We start from the raw sequence: 18,364 nt of genomic DNA, 5'->3' as shown, positions 1-18,364 counted from the left end.
AGTGGACGTTATTTTTCGCAGTGTAGTCGGAAAGCTATGGATGACCATTATTGCCTTATTTGCTCTCGTCTTGACGATCTTCAGTTTGTTACTCGTTCAATCCTTTGACAGCTTTTATAGCAATCGGCAGTCCAAGAATTTGCACGATCTGGCAGATGGCATCGCAATCGGTTTGGCGCAGAGTCCGGATATGACAGCAGCTATGGAGATGGCTTCCAGGTTTGGCTTGGTCCATCATACAGGCATGGTCATTCTCGATGAAAAAGGTAAGCAAGTCGGTATGAGCGAAGGGGCTGGGCTCCCTCGTATTCCAGTAGAGCAATTGCTCCAAAATCCTGCCTTGCGTTTGCCTGATGCGCTGGCAGGTAAGCATCCTGCTCCCAAAACGATTTATATTAATGTGGAGAATTCTGCTGATCACACGAACAACAAGCATGAAATGCTTGCGGTCGCTGTGCCTTTAGAAATGGCAGCAGGGAAAACGGGAGCAGTGGTCATGTATCAGGCGATTGAAGATTTTGATGATACGGTTAGTGAAGTCAGATTTTTAATCTTTGTGGTTGGCGTCATCGGATTCGTCTCGACCACTGTATTCGCCTTTTTCCTCTCATCGCGTCTTACGATTCCATTACGTCAGATGAAAGAAACGGCGCATCGCATAGCGGAAGGGGACTTTCATGCTGAGATCCCGATTAGGACCCAGGACGAAACAGGTGAACTGGCGGCTTCGTTTAACACGATGGCAAGCAAGCTCAATCAGTTAGTCGATGCCCTGTCCAAAGAAAAGGAGCAGTTGGCGAGTGTCCTTAGAAGCATGGTAGATGGTGTTGTGATGATAGATGCGAACGGCAAGCTGGCCGTAACGAATCCTCCAGCAGAACGATTCCTGCGAGATTGGGATTTTGAGCATTTGGATGAGCCGGTGCCGCTGTTCTCATTTTATCAGCAGGTTTTGCAAACGGGACAAGAAGTGACAGAGGATATCCCAGTTCAAGGGCGGATATGGTCCGTTGTCATGGTACCTTTGAATGATCGGGATCAAATCCGTGGAGCTGTCGCAGTTCTTCGGGACATCACGCAGGAACGAAAGCTAGATAAAATGCGTAATGATTTTGTGGCTAACGTATCCCATGAGCTGCGAACACCTCTATCCATGTTGCAAGGGTACAGTGAAGCGATTGTGGACGATATCGTGGCTACACCGGAAGAGCATAAAGAATTGGCGCAGATCATCTATGACGAGTCAGCGCGTATGACCAAGCTGGTGAATGAATTGCTCAGCTTGGCACGGATGGAAGCGGGGCATGTTGAATTGTTCCAGGAGACGATGGAACTGCGTCCGTATTTGGAGCGCATTCAACGTAAATTCACCAATTTGGCGAGAGAACGCGAAATCCATCTCTTCCTCGAAATATCGACGACGCATACGCATGTGCTCATGGATCCTGATCGCATGGAGCAAGTGCTAACGAACTTGATCGATAACGCACTGCGACATACGCCAAGTGGAGGAAGCGTCACCATTCGTGCTCGCGGAGATAAAACGTTGCTGGTTGAGATAAGCGATACAGGCAGTGGCATTCCGCAAGAAGATTTGCCGTTTGTTTTTGAGCGATTCTATAAAGCAGACAAGGCTCGTACACGTGGACGACTAGGTGGAACTGGTCTTGGACTAGCCATCGCGAAAAACCTTGTCGAGGCACACGGGGGCACCATCAGTGTGCAAAGTAAACTGGGTGAGGGAACGACTTTTACAATCGCCATGATGCTGCATAAAAACAAATAGGAGTGTAGAGAGAAATGATCAAAACGATCTTATTTGATGTTGATGGGGTTATGTTGAGTGAAGAGCGTTACTTTGATGCTTCTGCATTGACAGTGTGGGAATTTTTGTACAGTCCGCAGTATGTAGGGCTTGCAGGGGAGGAATTCACACCTGCTCCAGAAGAAGCGAAAATCAGACGAGTGCGCGAGCAAGTTTTCGCTCATGATGAAGTGCTGAATTTCATCAAGTCACGTGGAATCAACTCCAACTGGGACATGGTTTTCCTCGCGTTTTCCTATCAGTTGATTCGTATAATTGAAGCGGTTAAAACGCAAGTACCAGAAGCAACGAGCCTTCTCAGCGAACAAATTGATCGACCGCAACTAGCAAAAGTGAAAGAGTGGGCAGCCACTTATGCTCCTGATTTCCAAGTAGACTACGCAGCGTTCACCGCTGATTTTGCCAAAGGTTCCGCACAAAAAGCAGAAATGCTGCTCTACTTGAATCAAATTGCAAAAGAGCGTTGCGGTGTTTCAACAGATATGTTCTCTCGCAATAGTGATCTATGGCAGTTGATTCAAAAGACGTTTCAAGAATGGTATCTCGGTGATGAGCGTGTGGCGGCATCAATTGGCCGTGAAACCATGCAGCCGGGCAAGAAGGGCTTCTTGTCAGACGAGATTCCGATTGTACCGCCTGTAGAAATGGTCGAGTTGTTCCGCGCGTTAAAAGAAAAAGGATACACACTGGGAATTGGAACAGGGCGTCCTACCATCGAGACGCATGTTCCCCTCAGTGAGATGAACATACTGGAATGGTTCGACCCGAACCGCGTCGTAACTGCCTCTCACGTTCTCGATGCGGAAGAAGCATTTCCTAACTTTGCGCCGATGTCCAAGCCACACCCTTATTCCTATGTAAAAGGGTTGCTCGGACTCGATGCACCGATTAGCGATGCTGTCCATTTTTCATTGCCAATCGAAAATGGAGAAGAGGTATTGATCGTCGGCGATTCACTCGCAGATTTTCTAGCGGCTCGCTCCATCGGTTGCAAGTTTGCGGCGACATTGACTGGACTGTCTGGTCAAGACGCGCGCAGCAAGTTTGAAGAGGAAAAAGCAGATTTTATTCTGGATGATGTTCGCGATATCCTGTCCATTCTGTAGATAAAAAACTCCGCCGTTTCTACATACGGCGGAGTTTTTTTATTCCCAACAAATCGATTGCAAGCATTTGAAGCGAAAGGCGTCAATCAAAAAGGATTCAATCATGTCTGTCCTAACGATTACTTCAAAAGAACCGTCTTCACGAGAAAAAAACATGACATCCGTATAGTCTTTGTTCCCTTCAAAATAACGGCGAACTTCTTTCACACGCTCTCGCATTGATTCGGTTTTGACGATGATCTGGAAAGAAGCGCCCTGCTCAGAAACAACTTCCTTTATCTCGATTTCCTTTTCTTCATAGGTGTAATGGAACAAATGGATTCCTCCTCACCAAATAAAATAACGCAGGTAAACGTAGAGATGAGCAATCATGATAGAGATAATCATCAATGGAAAGGCGACCTTCATAAAGCTGAAAAAGCCGATATGATAGCCTTCCTTTGAGGCCAAGCCAGCTACAATCACGTTGGCACTCGCTCCAATCAAGGTACCGTTTCCTCCTAAACACGCCCCGAGTGCAAGGCTCCACCAAAGAGGCTCCAGATTGGTGATCCCGAGGGCTCCCATTTCCTTGATCATCGGAATCATGGTGGCGACGAACGGGATATTGTCAACAAAGGCAGAGGCGATTGCACTCAACCAGAGGATCAACAGGGAGGTGTTCAATGGATCTCCACCCGTCAGATTCATTGCTTCCGTTGCGAGTTTTTTGATCACGCCTGTTTCCACTAAACCAGAGACGAGAACAAACAGACCGATGAAGAAGAAAATCGTATTCCACTCGACTTTGCTGATCGCGTCTTCTAAATAATGCTCTCCGGTAAGGAGGAGCAAAAGAAAAGCTCCAGTTAAAGCGATGGTTGCCGACTCCAAGTGAAGGGCCCCATGGAGCATGAAACCAATAATGGTCAATCCCATCACCGTCAAAGACTTTTTCAATAAACGGCTGTCGGTAATTTCATCGCGCTCATTTAACTGCATGATTTTTGCACTCAACTCAGGTGACGTTACTAACTGCTTGCGGTAAATCAAGACCAAGCAAACAACGGTTACAGCCATAATCACGATGATAATAGGGCTTAAATTCACAAGAAACTTCATAAAATCAAGCTCCGGTACAGAACTGCCAATCATGATATTCGGTGGGTCACCGATTAATGTAGCTGTTCCTCCGGCATTAGAAGTGATAATTTCACTGATTAAAAAAGGTATCGGATTAAGCTCGAGCTGACGGGCGATGCTAAACGTCACAGGTACGATGAGAAGTACAGTGGTAACGTTGTCCAAAAAGGCGGAGGCAACGGCCGTGATCAAGCTCAGGTAGACGAGGATGCGAATCGGTTTGCCCTTTGCGACCTTTGCCGCACGGATGGCCACATACTTGAAAACGCCGGTTTGCGCCGTAATGGCAACCAAGATCATCATCCCAATAAGTAGGCCGAGCGTGTTAAAGTCGATATGGTGAATTGCTTGTTCCTGTGAAACGATCCCGAACAAGACCATGAGAATTCCGCCCGACATGGCGACGATGGTTCGATGTAACTTTTCGCTAATAATAAATGCATAGGTAACTAAAAAGATAGCAATAGCGAATAATGCCTGGTTCGTCATAAGAAGCTCCTTCCTAGGTGTGTAGAATTATCTTGTCCCATTATAGCTCTAACCAAAATAAGGGTAAAGAAAAAGACCCGGCAAATGGCCAGGTCTTTTTCATAGGAAAAGGAGAACCTACAGCTCGATTTGTGTAACGCTTTTCACTTCCGCCAGCTCGCCCATCGTATCGAGAAGCTCTGGCGTCAATGGTTTGTCGACAGAGAGCATCATGATCGCGTCTCCACCGATATCACGGCGTCCTACCTGCATCGTTGCAATGTTCACGCTGTTTTCACCCAAGATAGAGCCGACACGTCCGATCACGCCTGGACGGTCATTATGGTGAATGTAGAGGAGGTAACCCTCAGGCGCTACGTCAATCGCAAAGTCGTCAATTTTTACAATACGCGCACCGTAACCATTGAGTCGTGTTCCAGACACTGTGCGTGTCTCTTGCGTTGTTTTTAAGCTAACGGTCAGTAAGTTCGTAAAGCCTTTGTTTTGTGCTGCCTTTTGCTCCGTTACGGTGATGTCACGCACTTTTGCCAGAATCGGGGCGTTCACATAGTTGACTTCCTCGCCCAAACGGAAAGACAGCACGCCTTTGAGGACTGTCCGAGTCAAAGGAGACGTGTCTACATCCGTCAACTCACCGCTATATTTAATCGAAATCTCCGAAATGGAACCTACCGTCACTTGGGCAAGGAAATGTCCCAGCTTTTCACCCAACGTAAAGTATGGTTGAACTTTTTCCATCACGTGCGCAGGGATCGAAGGCAAATTCACTGCGTTTTTGAATGGCTCGTCACGAAGAACCTTCAGGATTTCTTCCGATACGTCTACGGCCACGTTTTCCTGCGCTTCAATAGTCGACGCTCCTAGATGTGGAGTCGTTACTACTTGTGGCAGACCAACGAGAGGGTTGTCTACAGGTGGTTCTTCTTCGAAAACGTCCAGAGCTGCCCCCGCGACTTTTCCAGTGGTAATCGCCTCGTAGAGAGCCTTCTCGTCAATGATTCCCCCGCGAGCGCAGTTGATCAAGCGAACCCCATCTTTCATTTTCGCAAATTCACGCGTGCTGATGATATGGCGGGTTTCTTTTGTCAGCGGAGTATGGACGGTAATGAAATCAGCTTTGCGGCAAATTTCATCAACAGTCGCGTTGGTTACGCCCATCTTTTGTGCACGTTCCTCGGTCATGAAAGGATCGAAGCCCATAACAGTCATGCCAAATGCTTTCGCACGCTTCGCAACCTCTGAACCGATACGGCCCATCCCGATAACACCCAGTACTTTGTTGTTCAACTCAACCCCTTGGAAGCTTTTGCGATCCCATGTACCGTCTACCAGCTTCTTGTGAGCTTGAGGGATGTTACGAGCGACAGCCATCAGCATGGCAAACGAATGCTCTGCAGTAGAGATGGTGTTACCGTCTGGAGCGTTGATGACTGGAATACCCGCTTGGGTGGCAGCGTTGATATCGATGTTATCGACGCCAACACCCGCACGACCGACTGCCTTCAGCTTTTTGCCGGCAGCGAGTACTTCTGGTGTTACTTGGGTTTGGCTGCGTACGAGAAGTGCATCGTAGTCGCCAATCACATCGATCAGTTCGGCAGGGGAGAGGTTTGTTTGACGAACAACTTCTACATCAGAAGCGTCCAAGAGCTGTTGAATTCCAAATTCGCTTAGTGGATCGGCAATGAGTACTTTATACATGTGCAATGAGCACCTCCTGAGCAGCTTTTACACCAGCACCCAGCTCTACTGGGGCACCGATTTGGTGAAGCGACAATTCGATGGCAGAAATGACTTGCAGGACATCCAATGGCTCGCAATAACCCATGTGCCCGATACGGAAGATCTTGCCTTTCAGGTGCTGCTGTCCGCCAGCAATCGTGATGTTAAATTGCTGCGTTAACATTTTGCGGAGAGCTTCTGCATGAAAGACACCAGAAGGATCGCAAGAAGTTACGGTCGTCGATGCATACTGATCTTCCGCCATGAGTTTGATGTTTAATGCTTTCATCGCTGCGCGAGTCATGTCTCTCATCAGTTCATGGCGCTTTACGATAGCTGGCAAGCCTTCTTCCTCCAACATATCCAATACCTCGGCGAGACCGAAGATGAGGGATACAGCAGGCGTATACGGTGTTGTTTGCTCTGCCAAGCTCTTGCGGTATGCTTTCAGGTCCAAATAGAAGGCGAGCGATTTGTTTTGCTCAATCACTTGCCATGCGCGTTCACTCGCAGCGAGGAAGGCAAGGCCTGTTGGCAGCATGAAAGCTTTTTGCGAGCCGGTTACCACGATATCGACACCCCAAGCGTCCATCTCGCATGGAACCGCACCGAGGTTGCTTACCGCATCCACAATGAAGAGGGCGTCCGAATGTGTGCGGATTGCTTTCGCCAAATCAGCAATCGGATTTTCTACCCCAGTGGATGTTTCACAGTAGGTGGCAAATACAGCTTTTACTTGAGGCTTTTTTTGCAAGAATGTTTCAACTAGCTCAGGTGTTACGGCGTTTCCCCAAGGCACTTCTAACCGATGGGCGACTATACCGTAACGCTCGCAAATTTTTGCAAAGCGCTCACCAAATGCCCCGCTGATGAGGACAGCAGCTTCATCTCCTGGTTGGAGCGTGTTTACGACGCCCATCTCCAGCGCGCTCGTTCCGCTACCTGCCAAGATGTATACGTCCTGCTTGGTGCCAAAGTAAGGCTTTAGTCTTTCAGCAGTACGGGCGAAGAGAGCGGAAAATTTGCCGCTGCGGTGTCCAATCATCGGTTGGCTCATCGCTGTTTGAACACGTGGTGGAATGGGGGTAGGACCTGGGATTCTCAAGATCATTTTGTCTGCAAACATGGTTTTCTCCTCCTATATATGTGCATATCAAAAAAACCTCCCGTTCTCACACTGCTCCTATTACAGAACAGTGAGGGACGAGAGGCTTTGCTTCGCGGTGCCACCCTCATTCGCTCTTTTTTTCTCAAAAAAGAGCCTTGGTAGGTACATGACCTAAAAGAGATAACGGATCTACCGTTTGCGTCTACTGGGATGGTGAACCCTCTTTTCAACGCAGCAGCTCAGAAGTGCTTAACCGTGAGAGAAATCGCCGATTCGCAGCAACCATCGGCTCTCTGGGGATTTCTCGATCACAGCGTTTCTTCGTCAACGCCGTTGTTTTATAAGGTGTTTCGTAAGATTTGTACTTACGATATCACGTCAAAATAACACCGTCAAGAAGAAAAACAAGAAAAAATGAACATTTTTTATTTTAAATCGCTTATCGTTCGTGAATAATGCTCAATTATATGCTAGAAACACCGCGAAAATGACCAAAACACGAACATTAAGATATTGACATCACAAAAAATGGAAAAAACTCAGTTTAATGTTCGGTTTTTGCTGTTGCTTTTATCATACCGAAAAATCACAAAAGAAAGAACGGAAAGTTGTCGATCATTCGTTCAGTGGAGGAGAGGAGGGCATAATGAAAAACCTCTTACATACCGGAGTACGTAAGAGGTCTCTTCCATTAGTAGATGGAATACTATTCCACTTTAATAGAGTCGGTCGGGCATCCTTCAGCAGCATCACGAACATCGTCATGCAGGATATCCGGGATTTCAACGCTGTTAGCATTGTCATCCAACTTGTTGAACGCAAGGCCCTCATCGTCGTAATCAAAGACGTCAGGAGCCGTGGCGCCACAAGCACCGCAAGCAATACAAGTATCTTTATCTACCCATGTAGTCATCGTGGTTTCACCTCCCATACCGAAGTGGTACGTCCACTATCATAGACCATTGTATGCTCTTGGTGACAAGATTTCAAGATTGAATCAGTCTAAAAATGTACGACTACTTATAAAGAGGGATTTCAGGTGCCCTCAGCACGGAGTAGAGCTGTGTGTTCAAGCGTTTAAAATCTCCCGCAGATACTGCATCTGTCGCGTTCAAAATCTTCACGGCAGCGGTTAAATCCTTGATTCCTAGTGCTTGAACTTCATTAGAAGCGATGAGCAAATCAAGTCTTGCAGTCAGGTCCTCAGGACTATAGCTGCTCCATTGATTGCTTTTCGACATGGCCACAGCTGCGAGATAGGTGCGGTAGTGAAACGGATACTGCTTCCACTGCGCGGTGTTAACGGCTCCAGGTACTTGCTTCGGCATGGCTTGCTTGACCACATAAGCCGATTCCCAAGACGCGATGGAGTGATAGACCATTTCCTGTGCGGTTAGCCAATTATTTTGGAAAAGCGTCAGGCTAGCTCCAATAGAAGCAGGTGTAGCATTATTTTGATCGGAACGAATCTGCTCCATACTATCCAAATACGCCCGTACACTGTTCGTAAAAGTGGTGTGAGCTTGTCTCAGCATGGGTGACGTAGGCAAGGGAACACTTTTCTCCAGCTCTTTCCTTGTCTGGTCAGCTAATTTGCTGAGCTGCTTCAAGCCATCCGTCCGTTCACTTTCGTTCATTTGATTCCATTTATCCATCGTATCAAAATGTGCTTGCTTCAGATCAAGCAGCGGTGCATAAACGGCATAGTAAAATCGGATAAAGTCCTGTTCGTTGTACAGCTTTTGCTCACGCAGCAGTTTTTCTTTTTCGGCTTCCTTTTTCTCTGCTTCGAGTACGGCGGCTTGTTCCGACTCCAATTGTGTCTTCATATAATGGGCCCCGAAAAAAAATCCACCAACTGTGCATGCAAGTGTTATGATGATCATGTACGCCATCATAAATTCAGTTCTTTTCAATCGTTTTGTCATACTATCCTCCAAATCCAATGATGCAGTTTACTTCGCTTACTTTGAGCTTTGAAAAATATAGAATGATGTAAGGAGTACCAATGAACAGTCGGAACAGTGCGGCAGAGGAGCAGGACCTTTTATGTGCGGTCGCCTTGAATGCCATGTTACCTCTGGCCAATGAACGAACGCTGCAATCAGCCTACTACATACTGCGTGGCAGAAAAGCCAATCAGACACTGCAAGATGTGCATTTGTATACCCTTTATCCGTATTATCGGATGTTTTCTCGTTTTCCAAGAGAGGATTGGGAGAAAATAGTTTCAACTTTATTTCAGGCGGGCTGGATTTTACCGGTTGATGCAGGTGGAACGAATTCGAAGCCGACATTTACCTTTTCTGATACAGGATTGCAGCATGCCAAGCATATGTACCAAAAATATCGGTTTGATGTATGGTTCGCACCTTTTACCCAGTCCGATTTGGCGGAGCGAATCGAACCATTTTGGAGTAGGCTTCATTTAATGGTGCAGACGATCTCGCAAATGCATCATGGTGATCTCGGTTTCATTCCGGTCGTTTCGGACAAGACGGCGCAGCGTTCGGTAAAAAACCAATTGGCTGATGGGGCAATGCGAACTGCTTGGAAGCAGCAATTGTCTGACGAGCTATATCGATTATGGGAGCCCTTGGATGAAGGTGTTCAGGAGCTTTTGTTTTGTCAACTGTCAGGAGTAGGACAAGTCGGCAAGACCTTGGGACAGGTAGCAGAGATTCGCCAAACGAGTCGTAGCTATCTCATGCTTCAGTTTCGATACGGACTTGCCGCGTCGATTCAGACGCTGCTTGCAGAGAGCAATCATTATCCTCTTTTATCAAAACTTGTTACAGAATCGCACAAGCTTGATCCACGTCTAACCGAAAGTGCTGCTCGAACGTACGCCCTTCTTCAGACTGGCAGTGACAAAAAAGAAATAGCGAAGAAACGACAAATGAAAGAAAGTACGATAGAAGATCATTTGGTAGAGATTGCCTTACGCTGTCCGGAATGGGATATGACAACGTATTTACCGAATGAGTTGGCAAAAGAGATCGTGGAGACGAGTGAGCGACTCGATACAAGCAGACTCCGGCTCATCAAGGATCAATCGGAAGCAACAGTGACGTATTTGCAAATCCGATTGGCACTGGCACGAGCGACAAGGGGGGCAAAATGAACCAACAGCTCATGCACGACAGATTAAAGCTGCATTTTGGATACGACTCATTCCGTCCCGGTCAGGAGTCCATTATTGAACGTGTATTGTCTGGACGAAGCGTTCTTGGGTTATTAGCAACAGGTGGCGGGAAATCAGTGACGTATCAGCTTCCAGCAATGCTTTTGCCGGGTCTGACCGTCGTGGTTTCCCCGTTAATCTCCTTGATGGTTGATCAGGTGCAACAGCTTCGAGCACGAAAAAAAATTCCAGCTACCTATTTGAACAGCATGCAAGACCCGACAGAGTCCCGCGAAATTTTAAAAGGGCTCGCAGAAGGCGCGTTCAAGCTGTTGTATATTTCTCCAGAAAAGCTTCAACAGCCCTATGTCCAACAAGTGTTAAAGCGGACGAGGGTGTCTTTGATCGCCATTGATGAAGCGCATTGCATCTCGCAATGGGGACATGACTTTCGCACAGATTACTTGCGATTGCCACAAGTCGTGAAACAATTGGGAGCACCTCCTGTTCTGGCTGTGACGGCTACCGCTACGGCGACTGTTCGTGAAGAAATTTGCAGCTTGTTTTCCATTGAAAAAGAAGACGTCGTGTTGCAATCCCTTAATCGGGCGAATATCGCCTATGATTTGGTTGAAGTTGCAGAGGAAATTGACAGGCGTTCGTATGTAATTGATCAGATGGATCGTTTGCAGGGCCCTGGGATCGTTTACTGCAGCACGCGACAAGCGGTAGATGTATTGACAGCCTCTTATCAACTCGATGGGAAAAAACGCGTTCACGGTTACCACGGGGGGATGAACAGCATGGAGAGAATGCTGATCCAATCCCAATTTCTCGCGGGCGAGTTGGATGTTATTATTGCAACTAATGCGTTTGGTATGGGGATCGACAAACCAGATATTCGCTACGTCATCCATTACCAAATGCCAGCTAGTTTGGAGGCATACGCACAAGAAATCGGGCGGATCGGCCGTGACGGCAAGCCTGGGTATGCGCTGCTTTTATTTTCGTGGGACGATTGGCAGATTCATCAACACATGCTGGAGAAGGAGTACCCGACACAAGCGCAAGTTCAAAAATACGAGCAGTTGTGCAATACCGGAGTACCCTTGACGAACGAGGCATTGGCGATGGTGGACATATCCGAAGAAATGGGCGCACTTCTTGCCTTTTATACGGAAAGAGTGCTGGCCTCCTACGAAGCTGCCGCTGTGGGTGAATCGTATCCGAAGGCTCAAATCATTTGGCAGGAAACGGAAAAAAGAAGAAGCTTTAAGCAAAAAAAGCTGGCAGAAATGGTGTCTTACGTAAGAGGAGAAAACTGTTTGCGTGCGAGCATCAATACGTATTTCAAAGAAAATGATCATCAATTTGATCTGTATTGCTGTAAAAAATGTGGCCTAACTACGGATGCGTATTTCCAAACGAATGACCATACAATCGCAAAGAATGAACAAATCAAATGGAATTTGCGGCAGGCGTTAGACACTCTTTTGCCGAACAAATAAAGGAGAGAAACATCGAGTGAGGGAAGATCGGCTAGAGGTGGATGAAGCCACGCTTCGGCTGAATCTATGGTTGACACAAGGAATCGTGATGGGAGTGGCTGCTGCCGGTAGCTTATTGGTGTTGGGCTGGGATGCTACTCTGTCCTTGTTTACTTTGCCAGGCTGGAACGCCGTACTGTGGGCCGTGTTTGTAGCCGGAAGTATTATCAGCGCGAGTATGACGATGGATCGTTACGTGCCTAAGCGATGGCAAGATGATGGCAGTATCAATGAGAAAGTTTTTGGGGCCATGTTACCATCCACTACGATTCTCGTCTGTATGGTAGTAGGAGTGGGAGAGGAATGGCTATTCCGGGGAGTCATTCAATCTCTTACCGGGAATTTTTGGAGCAGTCTTATTTTTACACTGATCCACGTACGTTATTTGAAAAAGCCGCTCATGATCATAAGTGTATTTGGTACAAGCTGGATCTTGGGACTCTTGTTTTCTCACTTTCAGTCCCTTTGGCCCTCGATTGTGGCTCATATCCTTATTGACGTCATGTTAGCATTTTATTTACAAAATACGATCAAGAAAAAGGGGGAGGAAGAGTGAATCTCGAGCATAATCCATTACCACCCCGACGCTCCCGTCATACTCGCCCTAAAGCGTCGTTCTCGTTTAAAAAGTGGATTCAACCGGGATTATACTTGTTTGGACTCGTCTTTTTCGGGTTGATTGGTCTTGAGTTGTACAGGGCCAATGTCCCACACGAGTCAGCAGCTTCTGGTAGTGTTGAAGTGAAAGATGTTAGTAAAGCGAGTACCACTTCGCAAGGAAGCAAGGCAGGGGAAAAGGAGCCTGTATCTGTCGTTCTAGATGCTACGCCTGATCCCAGTGCAAGCGTGACCACCCCACCTGCCAAGGTGAAAACGATCGAATCAAAATCAATTGAGCCTGCAGTAAAGGCGGTCACAAGCGTACAGACACCTGCTGTAAGCCCAGTCCCAGCTCAAACTTCGACTGGTACACCTGTAAACAAGGCAAACCAGATCGCGAGTACTTCTACTAGCAAAGTAGCTATACCGGGAAAACAAGCTTCAACACCGCCTACAACAAAATCGAAGGTCGTCAAGCATGTGGTGAAGAAGGGTGAAACGTTGTTTATGCTATCACGAAAGTACTATGGAAATAATTCGAACGTAGGACGAATCGCAAAATATAACAGACTTCATTCAGAAGCAGGGCTCGTTGAAGGAAAAATTGTCTGGATTCCCCTCCTTCAGTAATGAGATCGTGCTCCACTGGCAATGCTATCGGGAAAAGGATAAGCAGGTGGATGCAAGTGGAGTATGATACCGTCATTGTCGGCGGCGGGATTGCGGGGCTTCAAACCGCAATCCAACTAGCAAGATGCCTTCGACGCGTTGCAGTGATTGACATGCCGGGTGGTCGATCAACAGTCGCCAAAGCCTACCGAAACATTCTCGGATATTCGGAGGGGGTTAGTGGCGATTTTTTGCGTCAAGCGGGCAGGGAGCAAGCACAAAAATACGGCGCAATCTTGATAACAGATGAGGTAACAAAGCTTGCTACTGACTCAAGCGGCTTATTTACGATAGGTACGAAAAGTGGCATACATACGCTTACTTCGCGAACGCTGGTATTGGCATCCGGCATTCGCGATCCGTTTCCAACGATCCCTGGCTTCACCGATTGTGTAGGAATATCCATTTTCTTGTGTCCCGACTGTGACGGCTATGAAACCGTTGAGAAAGACACGGCAATCATTGGAGCGGGTCCACACGCTGTTTCGATGGCCGATGAACTTATTTATTATACAAACAAGTTAACCGTGATTAACCATGCAAAAGTGCAGGTGGATACGCAGGCTCTCTCTGGACTAAGCCAGCGAGGGATTATGTATCGGGAGGAAATAGTATGTGCCCTTCATCATACGTCGGGGCAATTGCAAGAAATCGAGCTCTCTTCAGGTGAACGCTTGTCTGCAGAAAGAGCGTTTCTTGCCTTTCCTGGTGCTCATGCTTTAACAGAGCTTTTGCGTGGTTTTTCCGTGCAAATTCATGAAAAGGGCCACATCCATACGAATCCGCGAACAAAAGAAACCGATCATCCCAACCTATGGGCTGTCGGCGATATCAATCAGCATTCTCAGCAAGTGTCGATTGCCATGGGGGATGGAACACAGGCGGCCATTTGGATTCAAAAGCGGCTACGTGAATATGAGAAGTAGAAAAACGCCTGATTCTGGGCGTTTTTTCATGTACAAACCTTTATGAATGAGAAGGAACCCGAACTAGCAGAGCCAAATATAAATACAGAAGAAGAACAATGAGGGGGAACTTTTCCTGGGAAAGCGCAGGAAATGACAGGCAACAACAAAGTTTCTTTTTTTTGTGAGTGGATTCGACATCGATAGGCGAATGCTGCGTAGGTGTCATGGTAGCTTTTGTTCCAGTAACTAAATGTGATATGATAGGACTACCCCTTATTTTCCAGTCCATCAAAAAATGGATGAATGCCAACAGGTATTCGCCGGAGAATGTGGAGAACTCTTACAGGCTTACCATCATATTTTGTAGTACGACTGGATGGCGAGGAGGGACAGTCATGCGTGTTGAACGCCTTGGTCAAGATAAAATACGAATCTTTTTAACTTTTGACGACCTCACAGAGCGCGGGATAGAAAAAGAAGACATGTGGCGTGACATTCCTAAAGTTCATGAACTGTTCAACGACATGATGGAACAGGCTTATCACGAATTAGGATTTGAGGTATCAGGGCCTGTTGCAGTTGAAGTGTTCGCCTTGCCAGCTCAGGGAATGGTCGTAATCGTAACGCGTGGCAAGACGGGCTCAAAGGACGGAAAAGAAGAAGAATTCGAAGACGAGGATGTATACGAGCTAGAGGTCACGTTGGAAGAAAGCGATCTGATCATGTATGCCTTCCGGGACTTTGAGCATATGGTTGAAGCCGCCCATCGCATTAACGCCCTTTTGACCAATGGCGGAGCTGCCTACTTCTACCAGGGGAAATATCATCTGGTGCTGGAGGAAGTCGACTTGGATCAGGAGCGTTATCACAAGTTAATTGCGATCCTCTCTGAGTACGGAGAAGCGACGCCGATAACGATTTATGTGTTGGAAGAATACGGGAAAGTGATCGTTGCCGACGATGCTGTAAAAGAAATATGCAGGCATTTCACGTAATCGGAAACGAAATGTCTGGGAATATAAAACAGCACCTAGTCAACCAACTAGGTGCTGTTGCTGTCTGTACAGATTATGCTAGGCCGTCAAAAAAGTCAGCCTCTTTACCTTGAATGGTATAGTTCGGAAGGCTGTGCCAAGCCAAGATGTAATGATTGTTTGGTGGAACAGAATGGTGCTCGCCTTCTGTTACACCTGGGAAAACGCGCTCTACTGATAGGTGCTGTGTTCTGTGCGCCCGCAAGGCATCTGCTACTTTTTGCATGTATTCGGGGGCGTGAATGATCGTCGTAATGCTCTCGATTGGGTCTGTAAAGGGAGGCTTTATCCTACCAAATCCTTCGTCGGACGAGCGAGTTGCGTAATAAAGCTTTCGCACACTCGTATCTGGGCCTAGAGAAAGGACAGCCTGGGTGGTAGCATGACTAATCGCTAAGTGGTCAGGATGTCCGGAGATGCCATGCGGTGCAAACGTGACAACGATTTCCGGTTGGATCTGGTGAATGGCCTGATGGATACGAGTAACGAGCTCATCTACAGGCACTGAGTTTAGGAACTTATCCTGATATTCCCAGACGTCTACTTGATCGAACCCGAGTATGGCACAAGCGTCGCGAAGCTCTTGCTCGCGAAAGCGGGGGAGCTCTTCGGGTGTGCATAACGGTGGTTCACCAGCTTTTCCTGCTTGCCCTTTTGTTGCACACAAAAGATGAGTGCTGGCCATTTTGGATTCACTATATTTGGAAATGGAAATCCCACAAGCAAACGTTTCGTCATCGGGATGGGCAAAAACAAACAAAATAGACTTTTTTTTCATAAAAACACCTCCATGAATAAACTTCCACCATTACTTTTTCCATTATGGCATAAATTCACTATTCCTGTAATGAAAGAAACAAGTTTGGGGACAATACAAGCATGACTGGACGTGCATTTGAAGCTGTTTGTGAAAAATGCAGTCTGTAAAAGCGATTTCAAAATGGATGGTAAATAATTGAATGATTATGCAAAACAAGGCACGAAAACGTTTTCGAAATGGAAAAAAACATTTTTAAGCTTCTCATAAATGATACAAGCGTGTATACTAAAGGCGGCATTGACCGAAAACATTTTTGAGGTGGTAAGTAATGGGTAATCAAGACGTGGTAACCGAAAGCACCGAAGGGAAAGAAAAGCAAGAATCATTGAACTTGCTCCATTCAACTCAAACGGTGATCAAGGAAGCACTGGAGAAACTAGGTTACCAAGAATCGATGTTTGAACTCTTGAAGGAACCGCTACGCGTTTTGACTGTACGTATTCCGGTTCGCATGGATAATGGCGAAGTAAAGGTATTTACGGGCTATCGTGCACAGCACAACGATGCAGTAGGTCCGACCAAGGGGGGCATTCGTTTCCACCCGGAAGTTACTGAGGATGAAGTTAAAGCACTTTCTATCTGGATGAGCCTCAAAGCAGGTATCGTCGACCTGCCATACGGCGGTGGTAAAGGCGGTATCATTTGCGACCCGCGTGAAATGTCCTTCCGCGAACTGGAAAGACTGAGCCGCGGTTACGTTCGGGCAATCAGCCAGCTTGTGGGCCCTACTAAAGATATTCCAGCTCCGGACGTCTTTACGAACTCACAGATCATGGCGTGGATGATGGACGAATATAGCCGTATCCGTGAATTTGACTCGCCTGGTTTCATTACGGGTAAACCAATTGCGCTGGGTGGATCCCATGGCCGCGAAACAGCTACTGCAAAAGGTGTAACGATTTGCATCCGTGAAGCAGCGAAACGTCGCAACATCGACGTAAAAGGTGCTCGCGTAGTTGTACAAGGCTTTGGTAATGCTGGTAGCTACTTGGCAAAATTCATGCATGACGCAGGTGCTAAAGTTGTAGGTATCTCTGATGCTTACGGTGCCCTGCATGATCCGAACGGTTTGGATATTGACTACTTGCTGGATCGTCGTGATTCCTTTGGTACAGTTACAAAACTGTTCAACAACACGATTTCCAACAAAGAGCTTTTGGAACTGGAATGCGACATTTTGGTTCCGGCAGCGATCGAAAACCAAATCACAGCTGCAAATGCTCACAACATCAAGGCGTCAATCGTAGTAGAAGCGGCAAATGGCCCAACTACTTTGGAAGCGACCAAGATTTTGACTGAGCGTGGAATTCTTCTGGTTCCAGACGTACTGGCAAGTGCCGGTGGTGTGACTGTTTCCTACTTCGAGTGGGTACAAAACAACCAAGGCTACTACTGGTCTGAAGAAGAAGTAGAAGAGAAGTTGGAAAAAGTAATGGTTCGTTCGTTTGAAAATGTATACAACATGTCGCAAACACGTCGTATTGATATGCGTCTGTCTGCTTACATGGTTGGTGCCCGCAAAATGGCAGAAGCTTCTCGCTTCCGCGGTTGGGTATAATTTTTCAAACAACCCTCCATATATTGAGAAAACATGGCTTCGCCGTTTTGGCGGGGCCTTTTTTTATTGATGGAATGTGGCAACGGTGAAGAGAAGCATATTTCCAGACTAGGCTCCAGGCTCCGTCCTGCTGAGGGCTTTGATTGTCCGCTCCGAAGGGATTCGCGGGGAAACGCAAAAGTGGTAACCGCTTCGTAGCCCGGGCACGTTGCGTTTCTTTTGCCCGCAAATCCCTTCTCCGCTAGGCAGGACTCCACAAGTCGCTACGTCTGGAAATATTCTTCTCTGTCGTGACTGATTACCTTTCTTCATTCTTTTAAGGCTTTCAAAACTCGATTAACACGGAAAGCTCGTAGAGGAAACAGGAGAAATAAGCGAAGATCTTAGGGACACCGACCGAGGCGGAATGCAAAAAGCGAAACACGCCCTTAAGCGGCCACCTCTGAGACACATCCTGAGAGGACCACTTTGGCCGCGGTTTCGCTTTTTGCATGGAGGCGGGCAGTCAATCCCACAGGGGGTGGCCCTAGAAGCTGAGCGTTTTCTCCTGTTTCCTCCCCACCACAATAGCAACGTACAGTTCATTAAACAAAAAAAAAACCTCCTGAAGAGCTGAAGTGCACCCCTTAGAATAGACATTGGAAAAACCCCTAGGGAAATCCGATGTAATTCTAGGGGGTGCTTTTCGTCATGGCAGTGAAAGGACAGAAATTTAAACATTATCCAGAACTG

16 protein-coding genes and 1 other annotated feature are annotated in these 18,364 nt (G+C 47.0%); of the genes, 9 read left to right on the top strand and 7 right to left on the bottom strand.

Going from position 1 to position 18,364, the window contains the following annotated elements:
* Position 1 precedes the first annotated feature (1 nt).
* Positions 2-1,786: an ATP-binding protein gene (locus C7R92_RS14720; RefSeq protein ID WP_069844671.1), complete on the top strand. Its 1,785-nt coding sequence runs from the start codon at positions 2-4 to the stop codon at positions 1,784-1,786.
* A 14-nt stretch (positions 1,787-1,800) separates the two neighbouring features.
* Positions 1,801-2,931 carry an HAD family hydrolase gene (locus C7R92_RS14715; protein WP_106834778.1) on the top strand — a complete coding sequence of 377 codons (1,131 nt, stop codon included), beginning with the start codon at positions 1,801-1,803 and terminating at the stop codon, positions 2,929-2,931.
* 39 nt (positions 2,932-2,970) lie between these two features.
* Here C7R92_RS14715 and C7R92_RS14710 read toward each other — a convergent pair whose 3' ends face one another.
* The 6 genes from C7R92_RS14710 to C7R92_RS14685 all read right to left on the bottom strand — a co-directional run bounded on the left by C7R92_RS14710 (position 2,971) and on the right by C7R92_RS14685 (position 9,300).
* Complete coding sequence (locus tag C7R92_RS14710) at positions 2,971-3,246, bottom strand: hypothetical protein (protein ID WP_069844673.1); 276 nt, start codon at positions 3,244-3,246, stop codon at positions 2,971-2,973.
* A 12-nt stretch (positions 3,247-3,258) separates the two neighbouring features.
* A complete protein-coding gene (locus tag C7R92_RS14705) occupies positions 3,259-4,542 on the bottom strand; it encodes an ArsB/NhaD family transporter (protein ID WP_106834777.1) in 1,284 nt (427 codons plus the stop codon).
* Between the two features lie 117 nt (positions 4,543-4,659).
* A complete protein-coding gene (serA, locus tag C7R92_RS14700; protein ID WP_106834776.1) occupies positions 4,660-6,243 on the bottom strand; it encodes a phosphoglycerate dehydrogenase in 1,584 nt (527 codons plus the stop codon).
* Complete coding sequence (locus tag C7R92_RS14695; protein ID WP_069845443.1) at positions 6,236-7,390, bottom strand: pyridoxal-phosphate-dependent aminotransferase family protein; 1,155 nt, start codon at positions 7,388-7,390, stop codon at positions 6,236-6,238. The genes serA and C7R92_RS14695 overlap by 8 nt, the downstream gene beginning before the upstream one ends.
* Before the next feature lie 70 nt (positions 7,391-7,460).
* Positions 7,461-7,709: a binding site (T-box leader), on the bottom strand.
* A 369-nt stretch (positions 7,710-8,078) separates the two neighbouring features.
* Positions 8,079-8,285 carry a ferredoxin gene (locus C7R92_RS14690; RefSeq protein ID WP_007724004.1) on the bottom strand — a complete coding sequence of 69 codons (207 nt, stop codon included), beginning with the start codon at positions 8,283-8,285 and terminating at the stop codon, positions 8,079-8,081.
* Positions 8,286-8,388: 103 nt separating this feature from the next.
* Complete coding sequence (locus tag C7R92_RS14685; RefSeq protein WP_069845442.1) at positions 8,389-9,300, bottom strand: hypothetical protein; 912 nt, start codon at positions 9,298-9,300, stop codon at positions 8,389-8,391.
* A gap of 80 nt (positions 9,301-9,380) precedes the next feature.
* On the opposite strand from C7R92_RS14685, the gene C7R92_RS14680 reads away from it, so the two are divergent.
* The 6 genes from C7R92_RS14680 (at position 9,381) to C7R92_RS14655 (ending at position 15,215) form a co-directional block, all read left to right on the top strand.
* Positions 9,381-10,496 (top strand): YpbB family protein, encoded by a 1,116-nt coding sequence (locus C7R92_RS14680; RefSeq protein ID WP_106834775.1) that lies wholly within the window; start codon positions 9,381-9,383, stop codon positions 10,494-10,496.
* A complete protein-coding gene (locus C7R92_RS14675) occupies positions 10,493-12,004 on the top strand; it encodes a RecQ family ATP-dependent DNA helicase (protein WP_106834774.1) in 1,512 nt (503 codons plus the stop codon). The genes C7R92_RS14680 and C7R92_RS14675 overlap by 4 nt, the downstream gene beginning before the upstream one ends.
* Before the next feature lie 16 nt (positions 12,005-12,020).
* Positions 12,021-12,599, top strand: a complete 579-nt coding sequence (locus C7R92_RS14670) for a CPBP family intramembrane glutamic endopeptidase (protein WP_106834773.1) — start codon at positions 12,021-12,023, stop codon at positions 12,597-12,599.
* Positions 12,596-13,273, top strand: coding sequence for a LysM peptidoglycan-binding domain-containing protein (locus C7R92_RS14665; protein ID WP_106834772.1), 678 nt, complete (start codon positions 12,596-12,598; stop codon positions 13,271-13,273). The genes C7R92_RS14670 and C7R92_RS14665 overlap by 4 nt, the downstream gene beginning before the upstream one ends.
* A 50-nt stretch (positions 13,274-13,323) precedes the next feature.
* Positions 13,324-14,238, top strand: coding sequence for an NAD(P)/FAD-dependent oxidoreductase (locus tag C7R92_RS14660; RefSeq protein WP_106834771.1), 915 nt, complete (start codon positions 13,324-13,326; stop codon positions 14,236-14,238).
* 377 nt (positions 14,239-14,615) lie between these two features.
* Positions 14,616-15,215, top strand: a complete 600-nt coding sequence (locus C7R92_RS14655) for a genetic competence negative regulator (protein WP_017248082.1) — start codon at positions 14,616-14,618, stop codon at positions 15,213-15,215.
* Positions 15,216-15,288: 73 nt separating this feature from the next.
* On the opposite strand, the gene C7R92_RS14650 is transcribed toward C7R92_RS14655, so the two are convergent.
* Positions 15,289-16,032, bottom strand: coding sequence for a PIG-L deacetylase family protein (locus tag C7R92_RS14650; RefSeq protein ID WP_106834770.1), 744 nt, complete (start codon positions 16,030-16,032; stop codon positions 15,289-15,291).
* A gap of 310 nt (positions 16,033-16,342) precedes the next feature.
* Between C7R92_RS14650 and C7R92_RS14645 the strand changes: the two genes are divergently transcribed.
* On the top strand, positions 16,343-17,632 hold the full coding sequence (locus C7R92_RS14645; RefSeq protein WP_017248085.1) for a Glu/Leu/Phe/Val family dehydrogenase: 1,290 nt from the start codon (positions 16,343-16,345) through the stop codon (positions 17,630-17,632).
* The last annotated feature ends 732 nt before the right edge of the window (positions 17,633-18,364 follow it).

The organism is Brevibacillus porteri, from assembly GCF_003013475.1.
Classification (GTDB): domain Bacteria; phylum Bacillota; class Bacilli; order Brevibacillales; family Brevibacillaceae; genus Brevibacillus; species Brevibacillus porteri.
This window is presented reverse-complemented; position numbering and strand designations above follow the sequence as displayed.

What these genes read in the sequence shown, in the direction of transcription:
- C7R92_RS14655 (WP_017248082.1), top strand. Translation starts at nt 14,616, where the DNA reads ATGCGTGTTGAACGCCTTGGTCAAGATAAAATACGAATCTTTTTAACT.
- C7R92_RS14675 (WP_106834774.1), top strand. Translation starts at nt 10,493, where the DNA reads ATGAACCAACAGCTCATGCACGACAGATTAAAGCTGCATTTTGGATAC.
- C7R92_RS14705 (WP_106834777.1), bottom strand. Translation starts at nt 4,542, where the DNA reads ATGACGAACCAGGCATTATTCGCTATTGCTATCTTTTTAGTTACCTAT.
- C7R92_RS14685 (WP_069845442.1), bottom strand. Translation starts at nt 9,300, where the DNA reads ATGACAAAACGATTGAAAAGAACTGAATTTATGATGGCGTACATGATC.
- serA (WP_106834776.1), bottom strand. Translation starts at nt 6,243, where the DNA reads ATGTATAAAGTACTCATTGCCGATCCACTAAGCGAATTTGGAATTCAA.
- C7R92_RS14650 (WP_106834770.1), bottom strand. Translation starts at nt 16,032, where the DNA reads ATGAAAAAAAAGTCTATTTTGTTTGTTTTTGCCCATCCCGATGACGAA.
- C7R92_RS14680 (WP_106834775.1), top strand. Translation starts at nt 9,381, where the DNA reads ATGAACAGTCGGAACAGTGCGGCAGAGGAGCAGGACCTTTTATGTGCG.
- C7R92_RS14660 (WP_106834771.1), top strand. Translation starts at nt 13,324, where the DNA reads ATGCAAGTGGAGTATGATACCGTCATTGTCGGCGGCGGGATTGCGGGG.
- C7R92_RS14695 (WP_069845443.1), bottom strand. Translation starts at nt 7,390, where the DNA reads ATGTTTGCAGACAAAATGATCTTGAGAATCCCAGGTCCTACCCCCATT.
- C7R92_RS14715 (WP_106834778.1), top strand. Translation starts at nt 1,801, where the DNA reads ATGATCAAAACGATCTTATTTGATGTTGATGGGGTTATGTTGAGTGAA.
- C7R92_RS14690 (WP_007724004.1), bottom strand. Translation starts at nt 8,285, where the DNA reads ATGACTACATGGGTAGATAAAGATACTTGTATTGCTTGCGGTGCTTGT.
- C7R92_RS14645 (WP_017248085.1), top strand. Translation starts at nt 16,343, where the DNA reads ATGGGTAATCAAGACGTGGTAACCGAAAGCACCGAAGGGAAAGAAAAG.